This is a genomic window from Streptomyces sp. 8N114 (genome assembly GCF_052245835.1).
GTDB lineage: Bacteria > Actinomycetota > Actinomycetes > Streptomycetales > Streptomycetaceae > Streptomyces.
This window is the reverse complement of the sequence record NZ_JBQQBT010000029.1, coordinates 1-19,758: the sequence shown is the minus strand read 5'-3', so window position 1 is coordinate 19,758 and position 19,758 is coordinate 1. Positions and strand designations below refer to the sequence as shown.

Sequence of the window (19,758 nt, the reverse complement as noted above, 5' to 3'; positions counted from 1 at the left end):
AGGATCCGAAGGCGGCCGTCAGCTCAGCTCGGCTGCGACCAGCTCGGCGATCTGTACGGCGTTGAGCGCGGCGCCCTTGCGGAGGTTGTCGTTGGACAGGAAGAGCGACAGACCGTGCTCCACCGTCTCGTCGGCACGGATCCGGCCCACGTAGCTGACGTCCTTGCCCGCCGCCTGGAGCGGGGTGGGGATCGGCGACAGCTCCACGCCCGGCGCCCCGGCGAGCAGTTCGGCGGCACGCTCCGGGCTCAGCGGGCGCGCGAAGCGCGCGTTGACCTGGAGCGAGTGGCCGGTGAAGACGGGGACACGCACACAGGTGCCGGAGACCTTCAGCTCGGGGATGTCCAGGATCTTGCGGCTCTCGTTGCGGAGCTTCTGCTCCTCGTCCGTCTCGGCCAGGCCGTCGTCGACGATCGAGCCGGCCAGCGGCAGCACGTTGAAGGCGATGGGACGCTTGAACTTGTCCGGCTCGGGGAAGTCCACCGCCTCCCCGTCGAAGGTCAGCCGCGCCGCGTCGTTCTCCACCGCCTTGCGAGCCTGGCTCTCCAGCTCGGCGACGCCCGCCAGACCGCTGCCGGAGACCGCCTGGTAGGTGGCGACGACCAGCGCGGTCAGCTCCGCCTCCTCGTGCAGCGGGCGCAGCACCGGCATCGCGGCCATGGTGGTGCAGTTCGGGTTGGCGATGATGCCCTTGGGGCGGTGCTTGGCCGCGTCCGGGTTCACCTCGGAGACGACCAGCGGCACCTCGGGGTCCATTCGCCAGGCCGAGGAGTTGTCGATGACGACCGGGCCCTGCGCCGCGACCTTCTCGGCGATCGCCTTCGAGGTGGCGCCGCCCGCGGAGAACAGGACGATGTCCAGCCCGGTGTAGTCGGCAGCGGCCGCGTCCTCGACGGTCACCTCGCCGTCCTTCCAGGGCAGCGTCCGGCCCGCGGAGCGCGCGGAGGCGAACAGGCGCAGCTCGTCGACCGGGAAATCACGCTCGGCCAGAATCTCGCGCATCACTGTGCCGACCTGACCGGTGGCTCCGACAATCCCGACCTTCATGGGGCTCCTTCTGCCTTTCGCTGAGCGCGCGGCTTTGTGAGGCTTGCGCCTTTCGCCGCGCTGGTGTCGTGCGTGCCCCTACCCTGCACGGTGCCGGGTACGGGGTGCCAGTACTTTGATTTCGGTCACAGCCCGGCACCGGGGAGAGAGCTGCACGCGGCGGGCTATGCGCGGGGCGTGCGCAGTCCCGTGGTCAGCCCCCGCAGACAGCGTACGGCGAGTGCGGCGGGACCCTGCTCCGGATCGTCGGGCTCCGCCTCGGTGGTCGCCCAGGTCTCCATCGCGATCCGCATGGCGGCATTGGCGGCGGCTGCCGTCAGCCGTAGCTCCAGGGGATCGGTGCCCTCGCGCGCGAGCTGGGTCAGTACGGGCACCAGCGCCTCCTCCGTCTCCGCGTGCACCCGCAGCCACACCGAGCGCAGCGCCGGATCACCGGGAACGGCACGCAGCAGGCCGCGAGTACTCTCCAGCGCCTCGGCCTGGAGGTCCGCGTACGGCCCGTCCGGGGTGAGCGCCGCCCGGACGGCGTGCTCCAGCGCCTGCGCCACGGACAGCTCGGCGGGCGCGGCGGCCAGGTCGGCGAGCCACTGGCGTACCCCGCCGGTCAGCAGCGGGGCTACGGCCTCCTCCTTGGTGCGGAAGTAGCGGTAGAAGGTGCGCAGCGAGACGCCCGTCGCCCGGGCGATCCCCTCCGCGGTGACGCCCGCCGCCCCGTGTTCGGAGAACAACTCGGCGGCGTGCCGTGCGATCTCCCGCTCGGTCTCGGCCTTACGGCGCTCGGTGAGGGAGGGGCGCTCCGTCTTGCGGTGCTCGGTGGGGGAGAGGGAGGGGTGGGGGCGGGAGGTCATGGACGGAAGCGTATGTCAGGGGATGAGCGCTTGTGCAGGATGAGCCTTTATGGCACGTCGTGCCATTGCGGCGTACTTTGGCGAAGCAGTGACTCGTCAATCGCCATGGAAGAGGAGCAGCCATGAACCGCTTCACCGGCCGCAAGGTTCTTGTCACCGGCGCGGGCTCCGGTATCGGCCAGGCCACCGCGCTGCGAATACTCGCGGAGGGCGGCACCGTCGTCGCGGCGGACATCGTCGAGGCCGGGCTGGAGAAGACCCGCGCCCTGGCCGCCGAGGCCGGTACGGACGGGCGGCTCGGTACCGCCGCCGTCGACATCTCCGACGAGGACTCCGTACGGGAGCGTGCCGGGGCCGCCATCGAGCGCCTCGGTGGGCTGGATGTGCTGGTCAATGCCGCGGGCATCCTCGACTCGCGGCACACCGAGAGCATGACGCTGGAGTTCTGGAACCGGATCATCGGTGTCAACCTCACCGGGACCTTTCTGATGACCCGGCAGGCGTTGCCCGCCTTGCTGGCCGGCGGTCGGGGGGTCGTCGTCAATTTCAGCTCGACCTCGGCGAGTTTTGCGCATCCATATATGGCTGCGTATGCCGCGACGAAGGGGGGCATTCAGTCCTTTACGCATGCCATTGCGGCCGAGTACAGCAAGCGGGGGTTGCGGGCCGTGTGTGTGGCGCCGGGGTCGATCGCGTCTGGTATGACGCGGGATCCGGGGTTGCCGGAAGATGCGGACTTCGGGTTGTTCGCGAAGTTGATGCCTGCGTTGGGGGAGGGGTTTGCCGGGCCGGAGGTTGTTGCCGGGGCCATTGCGATGTTGGCCTCCGACGATGGGGCCTTCATCACTGGCACCGAGCTCCGCATCGATGGCGGCACCCACATGTGAGGGCCCTCGCGGCGTACCCCCCACAAGCGACGTGCCCCCCTCGCGCGGGGGTCTCACGTATGGGGGTGCTATTCGAATACAAGTTCGACGACCTGGTTTATTGTGGTGGCCCGGGACGACGGGAGGGGGCACAGGGGCGAGGGCGACAGAGGATGCGGAGGTGACAGACGGTGCGGAGGTTCACACACCTGCACGTGGCCTCCGGTTTCTCCATGCGCTACGGCGCCTCCCACCCCGAATCCCTCGCGGAGCGCACCGCTGAGCGGGGAATGGAGGCGGTCGCCCTCACCGACCGGGACACCGTCGCGGGAGCGGTCCGCTTCACGAAGGCGTGCACCAGGGCTGGGGTGCGCCCGGTGTACGGGGTCGAGCTCGCCGTCGAACAGGCGGCGAACCAGGACGGCGCGCGGACCGGAGGCCGCCGTCGTACGCCGGTCAGAGGCGGAAGCTTTGTCGATGAGTCGGCCCAGCGAGTCGTCTTCCTCGCCCGGGACGGCGCCCATGGCTGGGCCGAACTGTGCCGGATGATCACCGCGGCGCACGCCGACACGCGGGGCAATCATGACAAGCCCCTCCTCCCATGGGCGGCGCTGCGCGGCGAAGCCGTGACCGTGTTGCTGGGCGCCGACTCCGACGTCGGCCGCGCCCTCGCCGCGGGGCGCCCCGACCGTGCCGCGGCCCTGCTCGCCAGATGGCGGGAGATATACGGTGCCGCGCTCCGGCTGGCCGTCACGGGTTCCGGGCCGCTGCGGGAGGCGGCCAGGACGCTGGGGCTGGCGGCCCAGGAGGGAGTGAAGCCCGTACTGACCAACGCCGTGCGCTACGCCGACCCGGCAGCGCCGGCCGCCGAGGTGAACGTCGCCGATGTGCTGGACGCGGCGCGCCGCCTCGTCCCCGTCGACCCGCGCAAGGGCCTGGACAACGGTGAGCGCTGGCTGAAGGGGCCGGAAGAGATGGCCGAGGCGGCGGAGCGGATCGCGGAGGCCGCCGGATACCGGCACAGCACCGCACACCGCCTGCTCGCCCTCACCGAGGAGACCGCGGAAGCCTGCCGGGTCGATCCGGAGGAGGACCTGGGGCTGGGGCGGGTGCACTTTCCCGAGCCGCATCTGGCCGGGACCGGCGGTCGTACGACGGCACGTGCCCTGCGCTCGCGCTGCGCCGCCGCAATGGTCACTCGCCGTTACGACAAGGACCCTGCGCGCTGGCGGCGGCTGGACGAGGAGCTGGCCGTTATCGAGGGGCTTGGTTACTCCTCGTACTTCCTGACCGTCGCGCGCATCGTCGAGGACGCCCGGGAGCTGGGGATCCGGGCCACTGCGCGCGGGTCGGGGGCCGGGTCGTTCGTCACCCACCTGCTGGGCATCGCACAAGCCGACCCGGTCGAGCACGGGCTGCTGATGGAGCGGTTCCTCTCGCCGCGCCGGGCCGAGCTGCCGGACATCGACATCGACGTGGAGTCGGCCCGGCGGCTGGAGGTGTACCGCGCCATCTTCGAACGCTTCGGCGAGGAGCGGGTGGCCACCGTCGCGATGCCCGAGACCTACCGGGTACGGCACGCCATCCGCGACGTGGGTGCGGCGCTGGCCCTGGACCCGGCCGAGACCGACCGGCTCGCCAAGGCGTTCCCGCACATCAGGGCGCGGGACGCGCGCGCCGCACTGGCCGAGCTGCCGGAGCTGGAGCAGCTGCGGCAGGAAGGGGCGCCCACGGAGCACGGAGAGCGGTTCTGGGAGCTGGTGGAGGCGCTGGACGGGCTGCCGCGCGGGGTGGCCATGCACCCGTGCGGGGTGCTGCTCTCGGACTCGTCGCTGCGTGCCCGTACGCCCGTCGTGCCCACCAGCGGCGAGGGCTTCGCGATGGCGCAGTTCGACAAGGACGACGTGGAGGATCTCGGGCTGCTCAAGCTGGATGTGCTGGGTGTGCGCCTGCAGTCGGCGATGGCGCACGCGGTCGCCGAGGTGGAGCGGGCCACGGGGGAGCGGATCGAGCTGGATGCCGTCCCGGAGGGCGATCGTGCGACCTATGAGCTGATCCGCGCCTCCGAGACGCTGGGCTGTTTCCAGATCGAGTCGCCGGGCCAGCGCGATCTGATCGGGCGGCTCCAGCCGGAGACCTTCCACGATCTGGTTGTCGACATCTCCCTCTTCCGGCCCGGGCCGGTCGGTGCCGACATGGTCAACCCCTTCATCGAGGCCCGGCACGGGCGGCGCCGTATCCGCCATCCGCATCCGGCGCTGGAGGAGCCGCTGGCCGAGACATACGGGGTGGCGATCTTCCATGAACAGGTGATCCGCATCCTCTCCCGGCTGACCGGCTGCGACCGGGGCCGGGCCGACGAGGTGCGGCGGGTGCTCAAGGACGACGAGCAGCGGCCGGGTGCGAAGCGCTGGTTCGAACGTGCGGCCGCGCGGCAGGGGTTCACGGCCGAAGTGATCGCCCACGCCTGGGAGGTGGTGGAGTCCTTCGGCTCGTACGGCTTCTGCAAGGCGCACGCCGTGGCGTTCGCCGTACCGACCTACCAGTCGGCATGGCTCAAGACGCATCGCCCTGCTGCTTTTTATGCCGGGCTTCTGGAGCACGACCCGGGCATGTACCCCAAGCGGCTGTTGCTGGCGGACGCGCGGCGGCGCGGGGTGCCGGTGCTGCCGCTGGATGTGAACCGGTCCTCGGTTTCCTATCGGATCGAACTGGAGTCCGATTCCGGGGTGTGGGGGCTGCGGCTCGCGCTCGCCGAGGTGCAGGGCATCAGCGAGGCCGACGCCGCCCGCATCGAGGCCGGACAGCCCTACGGCTCGCTCAGCGACTTCTGGCGCCGGGCCCGCCCCTCCCGCCCCGTGGCCGAACGCCTCGCGCAGATCGGCGCACTGGACGCCTTCGCGCCCGGCGGCAACCGCCGCGACCTGCTGCTGCACATCGCCGAACTGCACCGCGCCCAGCGCGCGGCCGGGGCACGCGAGGGGCAGCTGGCACTGGGGGAGAGCGCTGCCCCGAGCGGGACCGCGGACCCGGCCCTGCAACAGGCCGAGCCCGTCCATCTGCCCGACCTGGACAGCGGCGAACGCCTCGGCGCCGAACTCGACGTCCTCGGCATGGACACCTCCCGCCATCTGATGGCCGACCATGTCGCCTTCCTGCGGGAGCTGGGCGCCCACTCGGCCCGCACCCTGCGCTCTGCACGGCACGGCGAGACGGTGCTGATCGCGGGCGCCAAGGCCGCCACCCAGACTCCGCCGCTCGCCTCGGGCAAGCGCGTCATCTTCACCACCCTGGACGACGGCACCGGCCTGTCCGACCTCGCCTTCTTCGAGGACTCGCACGCGGCCTGCGCCCACACCGTCTTCCACTCCTGGCTGCTGCTGGTGCGCGGCGTGGTCCAGCGGCGCGGCCCGCGCAGCCTCACCGTCGTCGGCTCCGCGGCCTGGGACCTGGCCGAACTGGTCGAACTGCGCCGCGAGGGCGGCCTGGAGGCGGTCACCGCGCGGCTGGGCGCACCCGCGGAGGGCGGCGGGGAGCCCGCCACCGGGCCCGGCCGCACCATCGAGGTCGCCCCCGGCTACGAGATGCACCCCTGGGCCGACCTCCGCCCCGCGGGCGAGCCGGCGGGCTCTCCCAAGGCGCTCCGCAAGATGTGGCACTCCAGCACGGGGAGCGCGGGATGAACGACATACCCGCGAACGACGGCTCCGCGAACGACAGATCCGCGAACGCGCCGGGCGAACCGCATGTGCTCTACGTGCACTTCGGCGACCCCACAGGTGACCTCACACCCGAACGGTACGACGCGCTCCTCGCCCTGCTCACCGACATCACCCCCGTCGTCCAGGCCCTCCCGCCGGACGCGGCGCTCGCCGATGTCCGGGGCGCACTGCGGTACTTCGGGCGGGACGCGGCCGAACTGGCGCGACTCGTACGGCTGCGCGCGCTCGCCCTGTACGGCGTCGACTGCACCATCGGCGTCGCCGCCAGTCCGCTGCTCGCCCGGATGGCCGCGCAGGCGGGCGAGCCGGGACAGGTACGCGAGATACGCCCCGAGGAGGCCGCCGACTTCCTCGACCGCAGGCCGGTGGCCGCGCTGCACGGGGTCGGCCCGGCGACAGCGCGGGCACTGTGCGCGTACGGGCTCGACAGCGTCGGCAGGCTCGCCGCCGCGCCGCTCGCCACTCTCCAGCGCATCCTCGGCGCCGCGCCGGGCCGGCGGCTGCACGAGCGGGCGCGGGGCATCGACCCCACGCCCGTCACCCCCACGGCACCGCCGCGGTCGGCGAGCGCGGAGCACCGCTTCGAGCGGGACGAACTCGATGCCGCGCGCCGCCGGGGCGTACTGCTCACCCTCGCCGACGAGTTGGGCTTCCGGCTGCGCGCCGAGGAGCAGGTGGCCCGGGCCCTCACCCTCACCGTCCGCTACGCCGACCGCTCCGCCACCACCCGTACCCGCACTCTCCCCGAACCCACGGCCCACACCCCCGCGTTGGCCACCGTGGCCTACGCCCTGCACGACGCGCTGGCTCTCCAACGTGCCCGGGTCCGCGAGGTCGCGCTCCGCGCGGAGGAGTTGACTGCCGCTGAGCTTGCCTCCCATCAGCTCTCGTTCGACGTACGGGAGGAAAAGGCCCGCCGTGCGGAGGCGGCGGCCGATCGCGCCCGCCGCCGCTTCGGCCCCTACGCGGTCCGCCCGGCGGGGTCGGACCCGCCGCGGGCCGCCTGAGGGGGTGCCCCTGCCTGTCGCTTGCGGGCTGCGGGTTCGTTTTGGCTGGTGGGGGCACCTCCCGGCCGGAGTCCCCCAGCCTCCGGCCGGGAGGTACCCCCAGGGGAACTGCTGCGCTCGGCTACTCCGCGGCGCGGAAACTCCGCAGGCGGAGGCTGTTGCCGACGACGAAGACGGAGGAGAAGGCCATCGCGGCGCCGGCGATCATCGGGTTGAGCAGACCGGCCGCGGCGAGCGGCAGCGCGGCGATGTTGTAGGCGAAGGCCCAGAAGAGGTTGGACTTGATGGTGGCGAGGGTGCGCCGGGAGAGGCGGATGGCGTCGGCGGCCGCGCGCAGGTCGCCCCGTACCAGGGTGAGATCGCCGGCCTCGATGGCCGCGTCGGTGCCGGTTCCCATCGCCAGGCCCAGATCGGCCTGGGCGAGCGCTGCCGCGTCGTTGACGCCGTCACCGACCATCGCGACCGAACGCCCCTGCTCCTGGAGGCGCTTGACGACGCTGACCTTGTCCTCGGGCATGACCTCGGCGATCACGTCGTCGGGTTCGATGCCGACCTCGGCGGCCACCGACTCGGCGACGGTGCGGTTGTCCCCGGTCAGGAGCACAGGCCGCAGGCCCAGGCCGCGCAGCCGCCCGATGGCCTCGGCGCTGGTGGGCTTGACCGCGTCTGCGACCTCCAGCACGGCGCGGGCCTGTCCGTCCCAGGCGACCGCGATGGCCGTACGGCCGGCCTTCTCGGCCGCTTGCCTGGCCGCCGCCAGTTCGGACGGCAGCTCCAGAGCCCAGTCTGCGAGGAGCTTCTCGCGTCCGACCAGTACCGCGTGGCCCTCGACGATGCCCTGGACACCGAGCCCGGGAATGTTGGCGAAGTCCTCGGGGGCGGGCAGCGTGCCGTACTTGGCCGTGGCGCCCTTGGCCACGGCCTGGGCGATGGGGTGCTCGGAAGCGTTCTCCAGCGCGCCCGCCAGCCGAAGGGCTTCCTCCTGGGTGGTCCCGTCCGCGACGTGTACGTCGAGCAGGGTCATGGTGCCGGTGGTGACGGTGCCGGTCTTGTCGAGCACGATGGTGTCGGCCTTGCGGGTGTTCTCCAGTACTTCGGGGCCCTTGATCAGGATGCCGAGCTGGGCGCCGCGTCCGGTGCCGACCATCAGCGCGGTCGGGGTGGCCAGGCCCAGCGCACACGGGCAGGCGATGATCAGGACCGCAACCGCCGCCGTGAAAGCGGCGCTCAGCCCTGCCCCGTTGCCGAGCCAGAAACCGAGCGTGGCCAGTGCCAGGCCGATGACCACGGGCACGAAGACCCCCGAGATACGGTCCGCCAGGCGCTGGGCGGCGGCCTTGCCGTTCTGGGCGTCCTCGACCAGCTTGGCCATCCGCGCCAGCTGGGTGTCGGACCCGACGCGGCCGGCCTCGACCACCAGCCGCCCGCCCGCGTTGAGCGTCGCACCGGTGACACTGTCACCGGTACTGACCTCCACCGGCACGGACTCACCGGTCAGCATCGAGGCATCCACTGCCGAACTGCCCTCGACCACGACCCCGTCCGTGGCGATCTTCTCCCCGGGCCGGACCACAAAGCGGTCACCAACCGCCAGTTCCCCGGTGCCGATCAGCACCTCGCGCCCGTCGCGCAGCACCGTGACTTCCTTGGCGCCCAGCTCCAGCAGCGCCGTGAGCGCCGCCCCCGCCTTCCGCTTGGAGCGGGCCTCGAAGTACCGCCCGGCCAGGATGAACGCGGTCACACCCGCGGCGGCCTCCAGGTAGATGTTCCCCGCACCGTCGCTCCGCCCGATCGTGAACTCGAAGGGATGCCTCATCCCGGGCATGCCCGCCGTGCCGAAGAACAGCGCCCACAGGGACCACAGCATCGCGGCCGAGGTGCCGAGCGAGATGAGGGTGTCCATGGTGGCCGCGCCATGCCGCGCATTCGTCCACGCCGCACGGTGAAAGGGCCAGGCACCCCAGACCACGACCGGCGCCGTCAGCGTGAGAGAGAGCCACTGCCAGTACTCGAACTGCAGGACCGGAACCATCGCCATCGCGATCACGGGTACGGAGAGAACCACCGAGCCGATCAGCCGCTGACGCAGGAGGCGCAACTCCTCGTCCCGGGCGCCCCCTTCGGTGGCCCTGCCCGCACCGCCCACCTCCGGCCCTGGCCCCGGTCCCGGACCAGGCTCCGGGCGCCGCGGTTCGGGCGGGGCCGCCGTGTAGCCGGTGGCCTCTACGGTGGCGATCAGATCGGCGACCTGGACGCCCTCGTCCATGCTGACCTTGGCCTTCTCCGTCGCGTAGTTGACGCTCGCCGTGACGCCGTCCATCCGGTTGAGCTTCTTCTCGACACGGGCGGCGCAGGAGGCGCAGGTCATGCCACCGATCGCCAGCTCGATCTCCGTTCCGGCGGCCGGGCGACCGGCACCCGTGAACTCGGCGCCCGTGGTGCTCTTGGTGCTCTCATGCGTCGCGGACATGGTCCCTCCAGGTCAACAGTCTCGCGTGCCCACTCTGTCATACCCGCGAGGGGTATCGGTAGCGCACGAGTCCTGTATACCCCGCTGGGGTATCTATCGCAAAGGGTGCGCGGCCCGAGGGGGTGCGGAGGGGGCGAGTGAGGGGAGTGCGCAACCCCGCGCGCTCCGCCGGATTTCGTTCCGTACAGATACTGGTCAGCGACCCTACTCGCGCGTAAGTTGACCGCGATTCAACAGCTCCGCTCCCACCTCCATCCCTCACCGCGCCAGGAGCCGTACATGAAGCTGAAGCTGTCAGCGTCGTCAGCGAAGCGCATACGCAGAGCAGCCGCCGCCGCTGCGGCCATGGCGATCGCCGGCGTGGCCCTGCCCGCCAGTGCCACCGCCACCGCCACGGCCTCGTCCGAAGGCGAGCAGACGACCAGCGGCTGGAACGACTACTCCTGCAAGCCCTCCGCCGCCCACCCCCGCCCTGTCGTCCTGGCCCACGGGACCTTCGGCAACTCCGTGGACAACTGGCTCGGGTTCGCGCCGTACCTGGTCAAGCGCGGCTACTGCGTGTTCTCCCTGGACTACGGACAGCTGCCGGGCAAGCCGTTCTTCCACGGACTCGGCCCCATCGAGGACTCCGCCGAACAACTGGACGCCTACGTCGACAAGGTGCTCGCCGCCACGGGCACCGACAAGGTCGACATCGTGGGCCACTCACAGGGCGGCGTGATGCCCCGCTACTACCTCAAGTTCCTCGGCGGCGCCTCGAAGGTGAACGCACTCGTCGGTATCGCACCCACCAACCACGGCACCACCCTCAGCGGGCTGACCAAGCTGGTCGATCATTTCCCGCCCGCCGGCGACGTGGTCGACAAGGTGGGCCCGTCGCTGCTCCAGCAGAAGGAGGGCTCCGACTTCATCAAGAAGCTCAACGAGGGCGGCGACACGGTGCCCGGCGTCAAGTACACCGTGATCGCCACCAAATACGACGAGGTCGCCACGCCCTACAAGACCGGGTTCCTCGACGGCCCGAACGTGAAGAACGTGACGCTCCAGGACCTGTGTCCGGTCGACATCTCCGAGCACGTGGCCATCGCGCTCACCGACCGGGTGGCATGGCACGAGACGGCGAACGCGCTCGACCCGGCCCACGCCACCCCCACCACCTGCTTTTCCTGAGGCAGGCGGCTGCTCCGGGGCTCAGCCCTCGGTGTAGATCTTCTCGGCGTACTTCGGGCCGTAGTACTCCTCCAGGAACTCCAGGGAGTCCTCGGTCCGGTCGAGGGCCTTGGCCAGCCGGGCGCGGTTCGGCAGCGCGTCCGGCTGCCAGGTCTCCGGCTGCCAAATGCCGGAGCGCAGGAACGCCTTGGAGCAGTGGTGGAAGAGCTCGTCGATCTCCACCACCAGTGCCAGCTTGGGGCGGTTGCGCCGCGCCACCATCTCGTCGAAGAACGGCGCCTCGCGCACGATCCGCGCCCGTCCGTTGATCCGGAGGGTGTCGCCGCGGCCCGGCAGGAAGAAGATGAGGCCGACGTGCGGGTTGGACAGGACGTTGCGCAGCCCGTCGATGCGCTTGTTGCCCGGCCGGTCGGGGATGGCGATCGTACGGTCGTCCAGAACCTTGGTGAAGCCGGGCGGGTCGCCCTTGGGGGAGACGTCGCAGCTTCCGTCGGCCGCCGACGTGGCGACGAGGCAGAACGGTGAATGGGCCAGCCATTCGCGGTCCAATTGATGCAGCGCGGTGCGGGACTTGTTCACCGCGTGGGAGGCCGGTTCTCCGACGAGGGCGCGCAGCTCCTCCTCGCTGGTGACCTCCACCATCGCTCTCGCCGCTTCGGCCGCTTCCGTTGCCGTCATGAGCACTCCGCTCCGTCGCCGCTGTACGGGGAACGAGCGTACGACGCCGCTTTCCCCTGTGCGACGGGAAACCGTGACGGGAAACCGTGACGGAAAGCCGTGACGGAAAGCCGTGATGGGAAACCGTGACAGGGGAAGCGGCGCCGACCGCGGCCGGCTCCGGTCAGCCGCGGGACTTGGCGGCCCGGCGGCGGGCCGTGGCGAACAGCACTCCGGCACCCGCCGCGAGGACGGCGGCGCCGCCGATGGCGAGCGGTGCGGTGTTGCCGTCGCCGCCGGTCTCGGCGAGCTTCGTCTTCTCGGCCCCGCCGTTGGGCACGGGCGCGTTGGCGGGGTCGTCGCTCTGGTCGGCATCGGGCGTCGAGCTCTCGTGCGGCGCGTGCGGCGCCCCCTGGTGCCCGGCGGGGTGCTGGTCGCCGCCGTGGCCGTTGTGGTCCACGGTCGACTCGTCCATGCCCGCCTTGATGTCCCGCTCGTCCGGGGCCTCTGGCGCCTCCGTAGCTGCAGCGCCGTCGCCGAAGGTCACGTCCGAGCAGGTGTAGAACGCCTCGGGGCTGTCCGAGCGCTGCCAGATGCTGTAGATCAGATGGTGTCCCGACTTCTTCGGCACGGCGCCGTCGATGACGTAACTGCCGTCCTTCAGCGTCGGGTTGGTGACCTTGGCGAACGGCTTGGACTCCAGGTCGGACCACTTGAGCGGCTTGGCCGGGTCGTAGCCGTCCTTGGTGATGTACAGCTCGAAGGTGCCCTTGTGCGGCGCCGTGGCCTTGTACTGGAAGGTGTGCTGACCCGGCTTCATCGCCGTGGCGGGCCAGTCCGCGCGGGGCAGGTCAAGCCCCTTGTACTTGTCGCGGCCGGCACTGCACAGCTTTCCGTCCGGGATGATCTCCTTGTGCTTGCCCGCGGCGTCGGGGATGTTGACCTCGTTCCAGTCGTAGAACGCCTGGGTCCCGCTGGCCGCGACCGCGGCCTTGCACGCCTTCGACTTCGGGCTCTCGGGTCCCTCGGCGAAGCAGGTCGAGACCCGGCTGACCGGGTCCGACATGGAACCGTGCGCGGCGGCGGGGCCGACTGCCAGCGTGGTGAGCGCGAGCGGAGCAAAGCCCAGTGTGGCAATCCGTGTTGCTTTGCGGCGAACGGTCATGAGAGTGGCTCCTTGTCACGGAGGTGGGGGGCGGGAGAGGGCGGGCCGGGCGGGATCGGGGCCGGGCTCAACGGCCGCCTCCCCAGCGGCCGATGCCGAACCCGGCCCCGCGACCGGCACGTTAGCCACCTGGAAGGCCCTGAACCGCCCTCCAGCGCCTTCTCCGGCGATCTTTAGGGCTCGCTTAAGGCACCTCTAAGCGCCCGAACAGGCTCAGGGACCGGAACCCTCGTGCCGGACGCGCGGCCGGCGCGAGGGGTCCCGCGACGGCGACGCCGAACGCGGTGCCTGTTGCTATCGCGCCGGTCACCCGCTCGCGAAGCGCGGGCGGCACGACCCGGTCGACCGCGTCCGAGTACGGCGCCCACGCCCACCCCGAACTGCTGCCCGCCGGCACCAGCCCCGCCGTCAGCGTGCCAGGACCGGCCGCCTGTCGCCGGACGTTCCCGCAGCGCGGAGCACCGTGACCGGAGGCGCGAGTTCCAGCAGAGGGGAACCGCTAGCTGTGGTTATGCGTTTTTCTCCCTGAACGCCCCGCCTGACCGTAGGTGCACACAGCGGAGCAGGCATGGGGCGAACGCGACAAACGGGGCGAAAAGTCGAAGGGAGGGAGCGCGGCCGTGAATCTGCTGGATCTGCTCCTGATCTTCGCAGCGCTCGCCTACGCCGGTTCCGGATACCGCCGGGGACTGGTCGCGGGCCTCGTCTCGCTGGCCGGTTTCGTGGGGGGCGCGGTCCTCGGCGTCTGGCTGCTGCCGTTCGTCCTCGACCTCGCTGAGCGCGGCACGACCACCGCCACCGTCCTCGCGCTGCTGACCGTGCTGGCGCCCGCGCTCGCCGGGCACGCGCTGGCCTCCCCGCTCGGCTGGCGGATACGCGACGCGCTCAGCCGCACCCCCGCGCGCTGGGTGGACGGAGCGGGCGGTGCCCTCGTCAACATCGTCGCCGTGCTCGTCGTCGGGTGGGTGGCGGGCAGCGCGCTCGCCGCCTCGCCCTCGCCCGCGCTCAACCAGGCCATAAGGGGCTCCTCCCTGCTGGAGGGCGTGCACGAGCGGATGCCCTCCAGCGCCGCGACGTGGTTCAACCGCGCGACCGGCGCGCTCACCACTGCCGGCTTCCCACCCGTCTTCAACCCGTTCGAGCAGGAGCCGGGCGCCTCGGTGCCCCAGCCGTCGGGCGACGCCGTCACCAGGGCGGCGACGGCCGCGGCCCAGCGCAGCACGGTCAAGGTCGAGGGCGTCGCCGACGTGGACGGCGGCGAGCAGGGGCAGGAGGGCAGCGGCTTCGTCTACGCCCGCGGCCATGTGATGACCAACGCGCACGTCGTCGCCGGCGTCGACGCGCCGACCGTGCGGGTCGGCGGCGTCGGACGCCCGTACGCGGCGAAGGTCGTCCTCTTCGACGCCGAGAAGGACATCGCCGTCCTCGACGTGCCGGGTCTGACCGCGCCCGCGCTGCACTTCGCAGGCGACGCCACCCGCGGCGACCAGGCAGTGGTCGCCGGCTACCCGGAGAACGGCGGCCTGGACCTGCGAGCGGCAGCCGTGGCCGCGCGCACCCCGGCGCGGGGCCAGGACATCTACGGCGGTGCGCTGACCACCCGCGACATCTACGCCATACGCTCCCAGGTCCGGCCGGGCAACTCCGGCGGCCCGCTGCTGACGCCCGGCGGGCGGGTGTACGGCGTGGTGTTCGCCCGCTCCACCACGGACGCCGGCACCGGATACGCGCTCACGGCCGACCAGGTACGGGACGCCGCACGGCAGGCCGCGGATTCCACCGTCGCCGTGGACACCGGGAACCGCTCGGCGCTGTGACACCGGGCAGCGGACACCTCACAGCTGTTTGATGCAGCGCCACTCCGTGGCGACCTCCGCATAGCCCAGCCGCCGGTTGACGGCCAGCATCGGCGCGTTGGTCGCGTCGTTGCCGGTGTACGCGTGGGCGTAACCAGCGGCGCGGGCACGGCGCAGCGCGGCCAGCTTCGCCAGCCGCGCCAGCCCCCGGCCCCGGAAGGCCCGCCGGGTGCCCGTCATCCCCGACCAGTAGCGGTCCACCCCGTCCGTCTGCGCGACGCTGTACGCCGCGACCTGGCCGTCCACCAGCACCACACTGCTGAGCTCCGGGTCCCAGTCGGGCCGCTGCCAGTTGTGCCGCAGCCACTCGTCGTACGGGGTGCGGCCCACGCTCACATCGCCCGGCTCGTCCGCGGCGCACTCCGCGTCCGCCTCGTACAGCGGCCGCAGGTCCTCGGCGAACTCGGCGACCCGGTGCAGGGTGACGCCCGCGGGCAGCGGTTCGGGCAGCCGGGGCAGGGCCGCACGGCGCAGATCGAGCCCGAGGAAGCGGGCCTGCCGGGAGCGGGCGTAACCGCGGCGCTCGGCAAAGCCTTCGGCCCGGTCGTCGTCGGCCACCCAGCTGTGCACCCGCCGCACGCCGATCCCCGCCAGATACGCCTCACCCGCGGCCACCAGCGCCGAGCCCACCCCCTGGCCGGACGCCCCGGGCGGGACCGCCGTGTGCAGAAAACCCTGCCCCGGTTCGGTGCTCCCCGCGACCAGTCCCGCGTCCGCGCAGCCGGCGACCGTCCCGTCCGGCCGTTCGGCGACGATCCAGCGCAGCCGCTGGCCGGCCGGGGCGTGCGCCACCTCCCAGCCGAGCGTCTCGGCGGTGCAGACGAGATACGGGACGGTCGCGCGGCGGACAGTGGCGACGGCTTCGGCGTCCCGCGGATCGTCGGCGCGCAGCGGGCGGACTGTGAGCGTCATGGCGCGGAGGCTACGTCGGCCGTGCGGCGCGCCGCTTCCCCTTTTCCCAAGGTGGGGGAGGCCCCGGGTGGGGGAGAATCGCCCCGTCGACCCTCGCTCCCCGGAGGACCCGTGCCGCGGAATCCATCGAACGCCCTGAGCATCACCCTCGACGCCGACGCGCAGGAAGCGCCGTACGAGCAGGTGCGGGCGCGCATCGCCGCGCTCGCGCGCGGCGGCGACCTGCCCACGGGCTACAAGCTCCCGACCGTGCGGGGTCTCGCGGAGGAGCTGGGACTCGCGGCGAACACGGTCGCCAAGGCCTACCGCGCGCTGGAGACCGACGGCGTCATCGAGACCAGGGGCCGCAACGGGACCTTCATCGCCGCCGCCGGGGGTGTCACCGAGCGCGAACTGGCCGAGGCCGCACAGACCTTCGCGGCCCGGGCCCGGCGGCTGGGCGCCGACCAGGAGGCGGCACAGGCCGCCGCCTGGGATGCGCTACGCGCGCAGTACGGCGCGTAGCGCTCCCCCGATCCGCGCTCCCCCGATCTCCGGCAGGCGGGCCCCGGCCCGGCAGATGTTCCCGGATCCGGCAGGGGCCCGATCTCCGGCAGGCGGTTCGGCGTCAGAGGCGGGCCGCCGCCATGGTGGTCGTGGTACGGAAAGCCGCCACCGGGGCGTCCGCCAGAGTGCCCATCTCCGCCCAGCGGATCACGGTGACCTTGGCGCCCTTGCGCACCACCGCGAACAGGTTCACGCCGTGCTCCGACTCCGGCGGCGCGGTGTGCACGCCGTAGAGGTGCGCGCTGTCCCCCGTGTCGACGGTGCCGTAGTCGTCCCAGGACGCCGTGCTGCCGGGGTTGTCCCGCAGCCAGTCGGCCGCACAGTTCGCCGCGCGCTTCTCCAGCTTGGCCGCCAGCTTGCCGGCCGCCTTCGGGGACGCGGCCTTGACGCTGACCTGGGAGGCGTGGGTGTCGTAGTCGGTGCCGAAGAGCCGGTGATAGGTGCCGGCGGTGTTCGGGATCGCACGGGTCATGCAGAAGGGCTCCGGGTCCGGCAGGCCCTTGCTGACCGGGCCCTCGTACCACGGCGATGTCGAGTGCGGGGGCAGGTCGTCGGCGGTCAGAAAACCGGGAGCCGTGGTCCGGGGCGCGGCCGGGGCCGCGGTGGCGGTGGCCGCCGCGGCGGTGAGCAGGGCGACGGCCGCGGCGGCGGTGACGGTGGCCGGGCCGACGATGGAGCGAGAGCGCATGGGCGGGTCCTCCCCCTGAGCGGGCTTTTGCCGGAACAGACCCCCGAGTGTGGCCGATGGTTGTCCGGAAGGGCTCCCGCCGGTCACAGATACAGGCCCGAGCTCTCCCGCTCCTGGTGGGGGACGTCGGCGGGGCGCTTGCCCTTCTTGAGGGCGTAGAGCTCCGCCAGGGTGGCACCGTCGCGCCCGATGCCCTCCTCGGTGCCGAGCCAGGCGACGGACTCCGCGCGGCTGAGCGAGCCCACCTCGATCCGGGCAAGACAGCGCCCGGGCCGGACCACGGCCGGGTGCAGCCGCTCCAGGTCCTCGTTCGTGGTGACTCCCACCAGCACGTTGCGGCCCTGGCCGAGCAGTCCGTCGGTGAGGTTCAGCAGCCGGGAGAGCGCCTGCCCCGCCGCGTACTTGGCCTCGCCGCGGATCAGTTCGTCGCAGTCCTCCAGGAGCAGCAGCCGCCAGCGGCCGGACTCCGGGTCCGAGTCGTCCGCACCGATGGCGATGTCCATCAGATAGCCGATGTTGTTGAACAGGTGCTCGGGGTCGAGGACGCAGTCGACCTGGCACCAGTTGCTCCAGGAGCGGGCCAGTGTGCGCAGCGCCGAGGTCTTGCCGGTGCCGGGCGGGCCGTGCAGCAGCAGGAGGCGCCCGGAGATCTCGTCAGGGGTGACCTTCATCAGGTCGTCCATGGCGGTGGCCACCCGCGTGGTGTAGTTCTGCCGCACATCGGCCCAGGACCCGGCGCTGATCGTGCGGGAGGTGCGGCGCGGGCCGCGCATGGGGGAGTGGTACCAGAAACCCATGGAGACCTGGTCCTCCTGGGGCTCGGGCTCGTCCTCCGCGCCGTCCACGGCCTGCTTCAGCCGCTGTTCGGCCAGTTCGTCGGTGACCGCCGTGACCGTGACCTCGGCGCCCCGGTTCCAGCGCGAGACCCGTACCGTCCAGCCGTCCCCCTCGGCGAGCACCGAGCCGGAGTTGTCGTCCTTGGCCTCGCGCAGCACCTGCGCGCCCGGCGGCAGCAGGGTGTGCCCCTTCTTGATGCGGTCGACGGTGTGGCTGCGCGAGTACGGCTGTTCCCCCAGGGTGAAACGGCCCAGGAAGAGGGCGTCGATGATGTCGCCTGCGGAGTCGCTGTCGTCGATGTGCAGCCGGGAGGCCACTGCCCGCTCGGGCGGGGTCGCAGCCTGCGGCGCGGCCTGGTCGGGGCTCGGGACGGGGGTGGTCGGGGGCGTCGTCGGGGTCTCGGAAGCCAGGGCCGCACTCCTGTCATCGGATCGGCGGTCGGTACACATGACCGCCATGATCCGGCATGATGGCTCCACTCGCACGCGGGTTTCGCGGCGTGCCACCCGCGCACCTGGAGAGGCCGTCCGCCCCGCGTGTGCGCCGGTCGGCTTCCGAACTCCGGCTGATGTGTCCGTATTTGCGGCGTTTCCCGGGGTGCCCGGCAGGTGCCGGGACGGCGTACCGTGTTCCCCAACAGCCTTGTGGGGCAGGTGAATGCTGTGGCCGGGATACACGCATGTCGTAGTCGGGAGATAGGGTTACTCTGCCCGGGCCGGGTGCCCTCGTATGGGTGGGGAGTGACATGGAACAGATAACAGTCGGCAGCAGGGCGCGGGTGCCCGCGATCAAATGCGGTACCGGCGCGACGAGTTCGCGCCTCGACCGGCACCTCTCCGTGCTCGCAGGTCCCGCCGTCCCACAGGGCGAGGCGGAGGACGCGACGACGCTGATGCGTGAGATCACGCAGCGCGACGCGGTGCGGAGCCGGGCGAGCAACCGCAGTGCGCGGGTCTCGCTCTTCGCTCCGCTGCGCAAGCTGCGCCGCACCCTCTTCGGCGGCCGCGGCTGAAGGCGGCCGCCGGACTGTTGTCCCGGCGGCCGTCCCCGCTCGCCCCTGCCCGCCCGTGAATCCGGCCCACCCCGCCCATGGCTGCGCTTGCCGGCCCGCTGACCAGAAGGCGGTATTCAGTCCGTCACGTTCTCCAGCGTGACGGAGAAGGCGAAGCGGTCGCCCCGGTAGTGGATGCGGACCACGTCCACCACCCGTTCCTCCCCGTCGTAGGTCACTCCCGTGTAGTGCAGGATCGGGCTCAGCAGCGGAACCTCCAGCAGCCGGGCCGTCTCCGGATCGGCCAGCCGCGCCTCCACCGTGTCCGTGATCCTGCTGATGCGCACCCCCACGCGATCCCGCAGCACCTTCGTCATCGGCCAGCCGCGGCGCAGATCCGCCGGGTCGATGTGCTCGGCCACGTCCGGGCGGATCAGGTTGAGCGCCCAGTTGGTCGGCTCGCCGCTCTCCCGCTCGCAGCGCAGCCTGCGGTAGGCCATCGCCTCGCTCTGATCCGGGAAGTGCTCCGCCAGCTCGGCGGGGACCGGCTCCGGGCCGTGGCCCAGCAGCGTGGTGGGCTCCCCGGACTGCTGGGCCACGATCGTGTCCACCGAACCCAGCAGCCGCACCGGACGGGAGCGGCGCGCGTCCGGCTCGATGAAGGTGCCGCGCCGCCGGTGTCTGCTGATCAGCCCCTCCGCCTCCAGCTCCTTGAGCGCCTGGCGCATGGTCAGCACGCTGACCCCGTAGTGTCCGGCCAGCTGGTCCTCGGGCGGCAGCCGGTCCGGCGCCTGTGGCGGGCGGCCCAGTATGGAGGCTCGGAGCGACTGCGAGACCTGGTACCAGAGCGGCAGCTTCCGGTTCAGTTCGACGGAATCCGGGGTGAACAGCGGCGTCATGGGACGTGCCTCCACAGGTGAGGTCGGCCCTCCGGCGGCGTCCGCCCCGGCCGGGCAGAGCGGGCAGGCCGGGGCGG

At 72.0% G+C, this 19,758-nt stretch carries 16 protein-coding genes; 7 read left to right on the top strand and 9 right to left on the bottom strand.

Annotated features, from left to right (window positions below):
* Nucleotides 1–18 precede the first annotated feature (18 nt).
* Entirely contained in the window at nucleotides 19–1,047 is a 1,029-nt protein-coding gene (locus tag ACTWQF_RS32785) for an aspartate-semialdehyde dehydrogenase (RefSeq protein ID WP_443283377.1), read from the bottom strand.
* A 164-nt stretch (nucleotides 1,048–1,211) separates the two neighbouring features.
* Nucleotides 1,212–1,895: a TetR/AcrR family transcriptional regulator gene (locus tag ACTWQF_RS32780; protein ID WP_443283376.1), complete on the bottom strand. Its 684-nt coding sequence runs from the start codon at nucleotides 1,893–1,895 to the stop codon at nucleotides 1,212–1,214.
* A 122-nt stretch (nucleotides 1,896–2,017) separates the two neighbouring features.
* Here ACTWQF_RS32780 and ACTWQF_RS32775 point away from each other — a divergent pair, with 122 nt between their 5' ends.
* From ACTWQF_RS32775 to ACTWQF_RS32765, 3 genes are all read left to right on the top strand, one after another.
* The gene (locus ACTWQF_RS32775; RefSeq protein ID WP_443283375.1) at nucleotides 2,018–2,782 is read left to right on the top strand and encodes an SDR family NAD(P)-dependent oxidoreductase; all 765 of its coding nucleotides are present in this window, start codon (nucleotides 2,018–2,020) and stop codon (nucleotides 2,780–2,782) included.
* 212 nt (nucleotides 2,783–2,994) lie between these two features.
* Nucleotides 2,995–6,444 (top strand): DNA polymerase III subunit alpha, encoded by a 3,450-nt coding sequence (locus ACTWQF_RS32770; protein WP_443283426.1) that lies wholly within the window; start codon nucleotides 2,995–2,997, stop codon nucleotides 6,442–6,444.
* Nucleotides 6,441–7,490 carry a DNA polymerase Y family protein gene (locus ACTWQF_RS32765; RefSeq protein ID WP_443283374.1) on the top strand — a complete coding sequence of 350 codons (1,050 nt, stop codon included), beginning with the start codon at nucleotides 6,441–6,443 and terminating at the stop codon, nucleotides 7,488–7,490. The genes ACTWQF_RS32770 and ACTWQF_RS32765 overlap by 4 nt, the downstream gene beginning before the upstream one ends.
* Before the next feature lie 121 nt (nucleotides 7,491–7,611).
* On the opposite strand, the gene ACTWQF_RS32760 is transcribed toward ACTWQF_RS32765, so the two are convergent.
* The gene (locus tag ACTWQF_RS32760) at nucleotides 7,612–9,858 is read right to left on the bottom strand and encodes a heavy metal translocating P-type ATPase (RefSeq protein ID WP_443283425.1); all 2,247 of its coding nucleotides are present in this window, start codon (nucleotides 9,856–9,858) and stop codon (nucleotides 7,612–7,614) included.
* Between the two features lie 381 nt (nucleotides 9,859–10,239).
* Between ACTWQF_RS32760 and ACTWQF_RS32755 the strand changes: the two genes are divergently transcribed.
* Complete coding sequence (locus ACTWQF_RS32755; RefSeq protein ID WP_443283373.1) at nucleotides 10,240–11,130, top strand: alpha/beta fold hydrolase; 891 nt, start codon at nucleotides 10,240–10,242, stop codon at nucleotides 11,128–11,130.
* A 21-nt stretch (nucleotides 11,131–11,151) separates the two neighbouring features.
* On the opposite strand, the gene ACTWQF_RS32750 is transcribed toward ACTWQF_RS32755, so the two are convergent.
* Nucleotides 11,152–11,808 carry a pyridoxamine 5'-phosphate oxidase family protein gene (locus tag ACTWQF_RS32750; protein ID WP_443283372.1) on the bottom strand — a complete coding sequence of 219 codons (657 nt, stop codon included), beginning with the start codon at nucleotides 11,806–11,808 and terminating at the stop codon, nucleotides 11,152–11,154.
* A 163-nt stretch (nucleotides 11,809–11,971) separates the two neighbouring features.
* On the bottom strand, nucleotides 11,972–12,952 hold the full coding sequence (locus ACTWQF_RS32745) for a lytic polysaccharide monooxygenase auxiliary activity family 9 protein (protein WP_443283371.1): 981 nt from the start codon (nucleotides 12,950–12,952) through the stop codon (nucleotides 11,972–11,974).
* Between the two features lie 620 nt (nucleotides 12,953–13,572).
* Here ACTWQF_RS32745 and ACTWQF_RS32740 point away from each other — a divergent pair.
* The gene (locus ACTWQF_RS32740) at nucleotides 13,573–14,769 is read left to right on the top strand and encodes a MarP family serine protease (RefSeq protein WP_443283370.1); all 1,197 of its coding nucleotides are present in this window, start codon (nucleotides 13,573–13,575) and stop codon (nucleotides 14,767–14,769) included.
* Between the two features lie 18 nt (nucleotides 14,770–14,787).
* Here ACTWQF_RS32740 and ACTWQF_RS32735 read toward each other — a convergent pair whose 3' ends face one another.
* A complete protein-coding gene (locus ACTWQF_RS32735; RefSeq protein ID WP_443283369.1) occupies nucleotides 14,788–15,720 on the bottom strand; it encodes a GNAT family N-acetyltransferase in 933 nt (310 codons plus the stop codon).
* Between the two features lie 111 nt (nucleotides 15,721–15,831).
* Between ACTWQF_RS32735 and ACTWQF_RS32730 the strand changes: the two genes are divergently transcribed.
* A complete protein-coding gene (locus ACTWQF_RS32730; protein WP_443283368.1) occupies nucleotides 15,832–16,224 on the top strand; it encodes a GntR family transcriptional regulator in 393 nt (130 codons plus the stop codon).
* Between the two features lie 103 nt (nucleotides 16,225–16,327).
* On the opposite strand, the gene ACTWQF_RS32725 is transcribed toward ACTWQF_RS32730, so the two are convergent.
* Together ACTWQF_RS32725 and ACTWQF_RS32720 are read right to left on the bottom strand one after the other, a co-directional pair.
* On the bottom strand, nucleotides 16,328–16,954 hold the full coding sequence (locus tag ACTWQF_RS32725; RefSeq protein WP_443283367.1) for a hypothetical protein: 627 nt from the start codon (nucleotides 16,952–16,954) through the stop codon (nucleotides 16,328–16,330).
* Between the two features lie 83 nt (nucleotides 16,955–17,037).
* Nucleotides 17,038–18,240 (bottom strand): DUF5925 domain-containing protein, encoded by a 1,203-nt coding sequence (locus ACTWQF_RS32720; RefSeq protein ID WP_443283424.1) that lies wholly within the window; start codon nucleotides 18,238–18,240, stop codon nucleotides 17,038–17,040.
* A gap of 296 nt (nucleotides 18,241–18,536) precedes the next feature.
* On the opposite strand from ACTWQF_RS32720, the gene ACTWQF_RS32715 reads away from it, so the two are divergent.
* Nucleotides 18,537–18,803: a hypothetical protein gene (locus ACTWQF_RS32715; RefSeq protein ID WP_443283366.1), complete on the top strand. Its 267-nt coding sequence runs from the start codon at nucleotides 18,537–18,539 to the stop codon at nucleotides 18,801–18,803.
* 116 nt (nucleotides 18,804–18,919) lie between these two features.
* Here the strand turns inward: ACTWQF_RS32715 and ACTWQF_RS32710 are convergent, their stop codons facing one another.
* Entirely contained in the window at nucleotides 18,920–19,681 is a 762-nt protein-coding gene (locus tag ACTWQF_RS32710; RefSeq protein WP_443283423.1) for a GntR family transcriptional regulator, read from the bottom strand.
* Nucleotides 19,682–19,758: the final 77 nt, after the last annotated feature.

Bases quoted from the DNA above. Each gene is read 5' to 3' on its own strand.
- ACTWQF_RS32750 (WP_443283372.1), bottom strand. From the start codon at position 11,808: ATGACGGCAACGGAAGCGGCCGAAGCGGCGAGAGCGATGGTGGAGGTC.
- ACTWQF_RS32710 (WP_443283423.1), bottom strand. From the start codon at position 19,681: ATGACGCCGCTGTTCACCCCGGATTCCGTCGAACTGAACCGGAAGCTG.
- ACTWQF_RS32765 (WP_443283374.1), top strand. From the start codon at position 6,441: ATGAACGACATACCCGCGAACGACGGCTCCGCGAACGACAGATCCGCG.
- ACTWQF_RS32770 (WP_443283426.1), top strand. From the start codon at position 2,995: ATGCGCTACGGCGCCTCCCACCCCGAATCCCTCGCGGAGCGCACCGCT.
- ACTWQF_RS32775 (WP_443283375.1), top strand. From the start codon at position 2,018: ATGAACCGCTTCACCGGCCGCAAGGTTCTTGTCACCGGCGCGGGCTCC.
- ACTWQF_RS32760 (WP_443283425.1), bottom strand. From the start codon at position 9,858: ATGACCTGCGCCTCCTGCGCCGCCCGTGTCGAGAAGAAGCTCAACCGG.
- ACTWQF_RS32735 (WP_443283369.1), bottom strand. From the start codon at position 15,720: ATGACGCTCACAGTCCGCCCGCTGCGCGCCGACGATCCGCGGGACGCC.
- ACTWQF_RS32720 (WP_443283424.1), bottom strand. From the start codon at position 18,240: ATGTGTACCGACCGCCGATCCGATGACAGGAGTGCGGCCCTGGCTTCC.
- ACTWQF_RS32785 (WP_443283377.1), bottom strand. From the start codon at position 1,047: ATGAAGGTCGGGATTGTCGGAGCCACCGGTCAGGTCGGCACAGTGATG.
- ACTWQF_RS32755 (WP_443283373.1), top strand. From the start codon at position 10,240: ATGAAGCTGAAGCTGTCAGCGTCGTCAGCGAAGCGCATACGCAGAGCA.
- ACTWQF_RS32780 (WP_443283376.1), bottom strand. From the start codon at position 1,895: ATGACCTCCCGCCCCCACCCCTCCCTCTCCCCCACCGAGCACCGCAAG.
- ACTWQF_RS32715 (WP_443283366.1), top strand. From the start codon at position 18,537: ATGGAACAGATAACAGTCGGCAGCAGGGCGCGGGTGCCCGCGATCAAA.
- ACTWQF_RS32745 (WP_443283371.1), bottom strand. From the start codon at position 12,952: ATGACCGTTCGCCGCAAAGCAACACGGATTGCCACACTGGGCTTTGCT.
- ACTWQF_RS32725 (WP_443283367.1), bottom strand. From the start codon at position 16,954: ATGCGCTCTCGCTCCATCGTCGGCCCGGCCACCGTCACCGCCGCCGCG.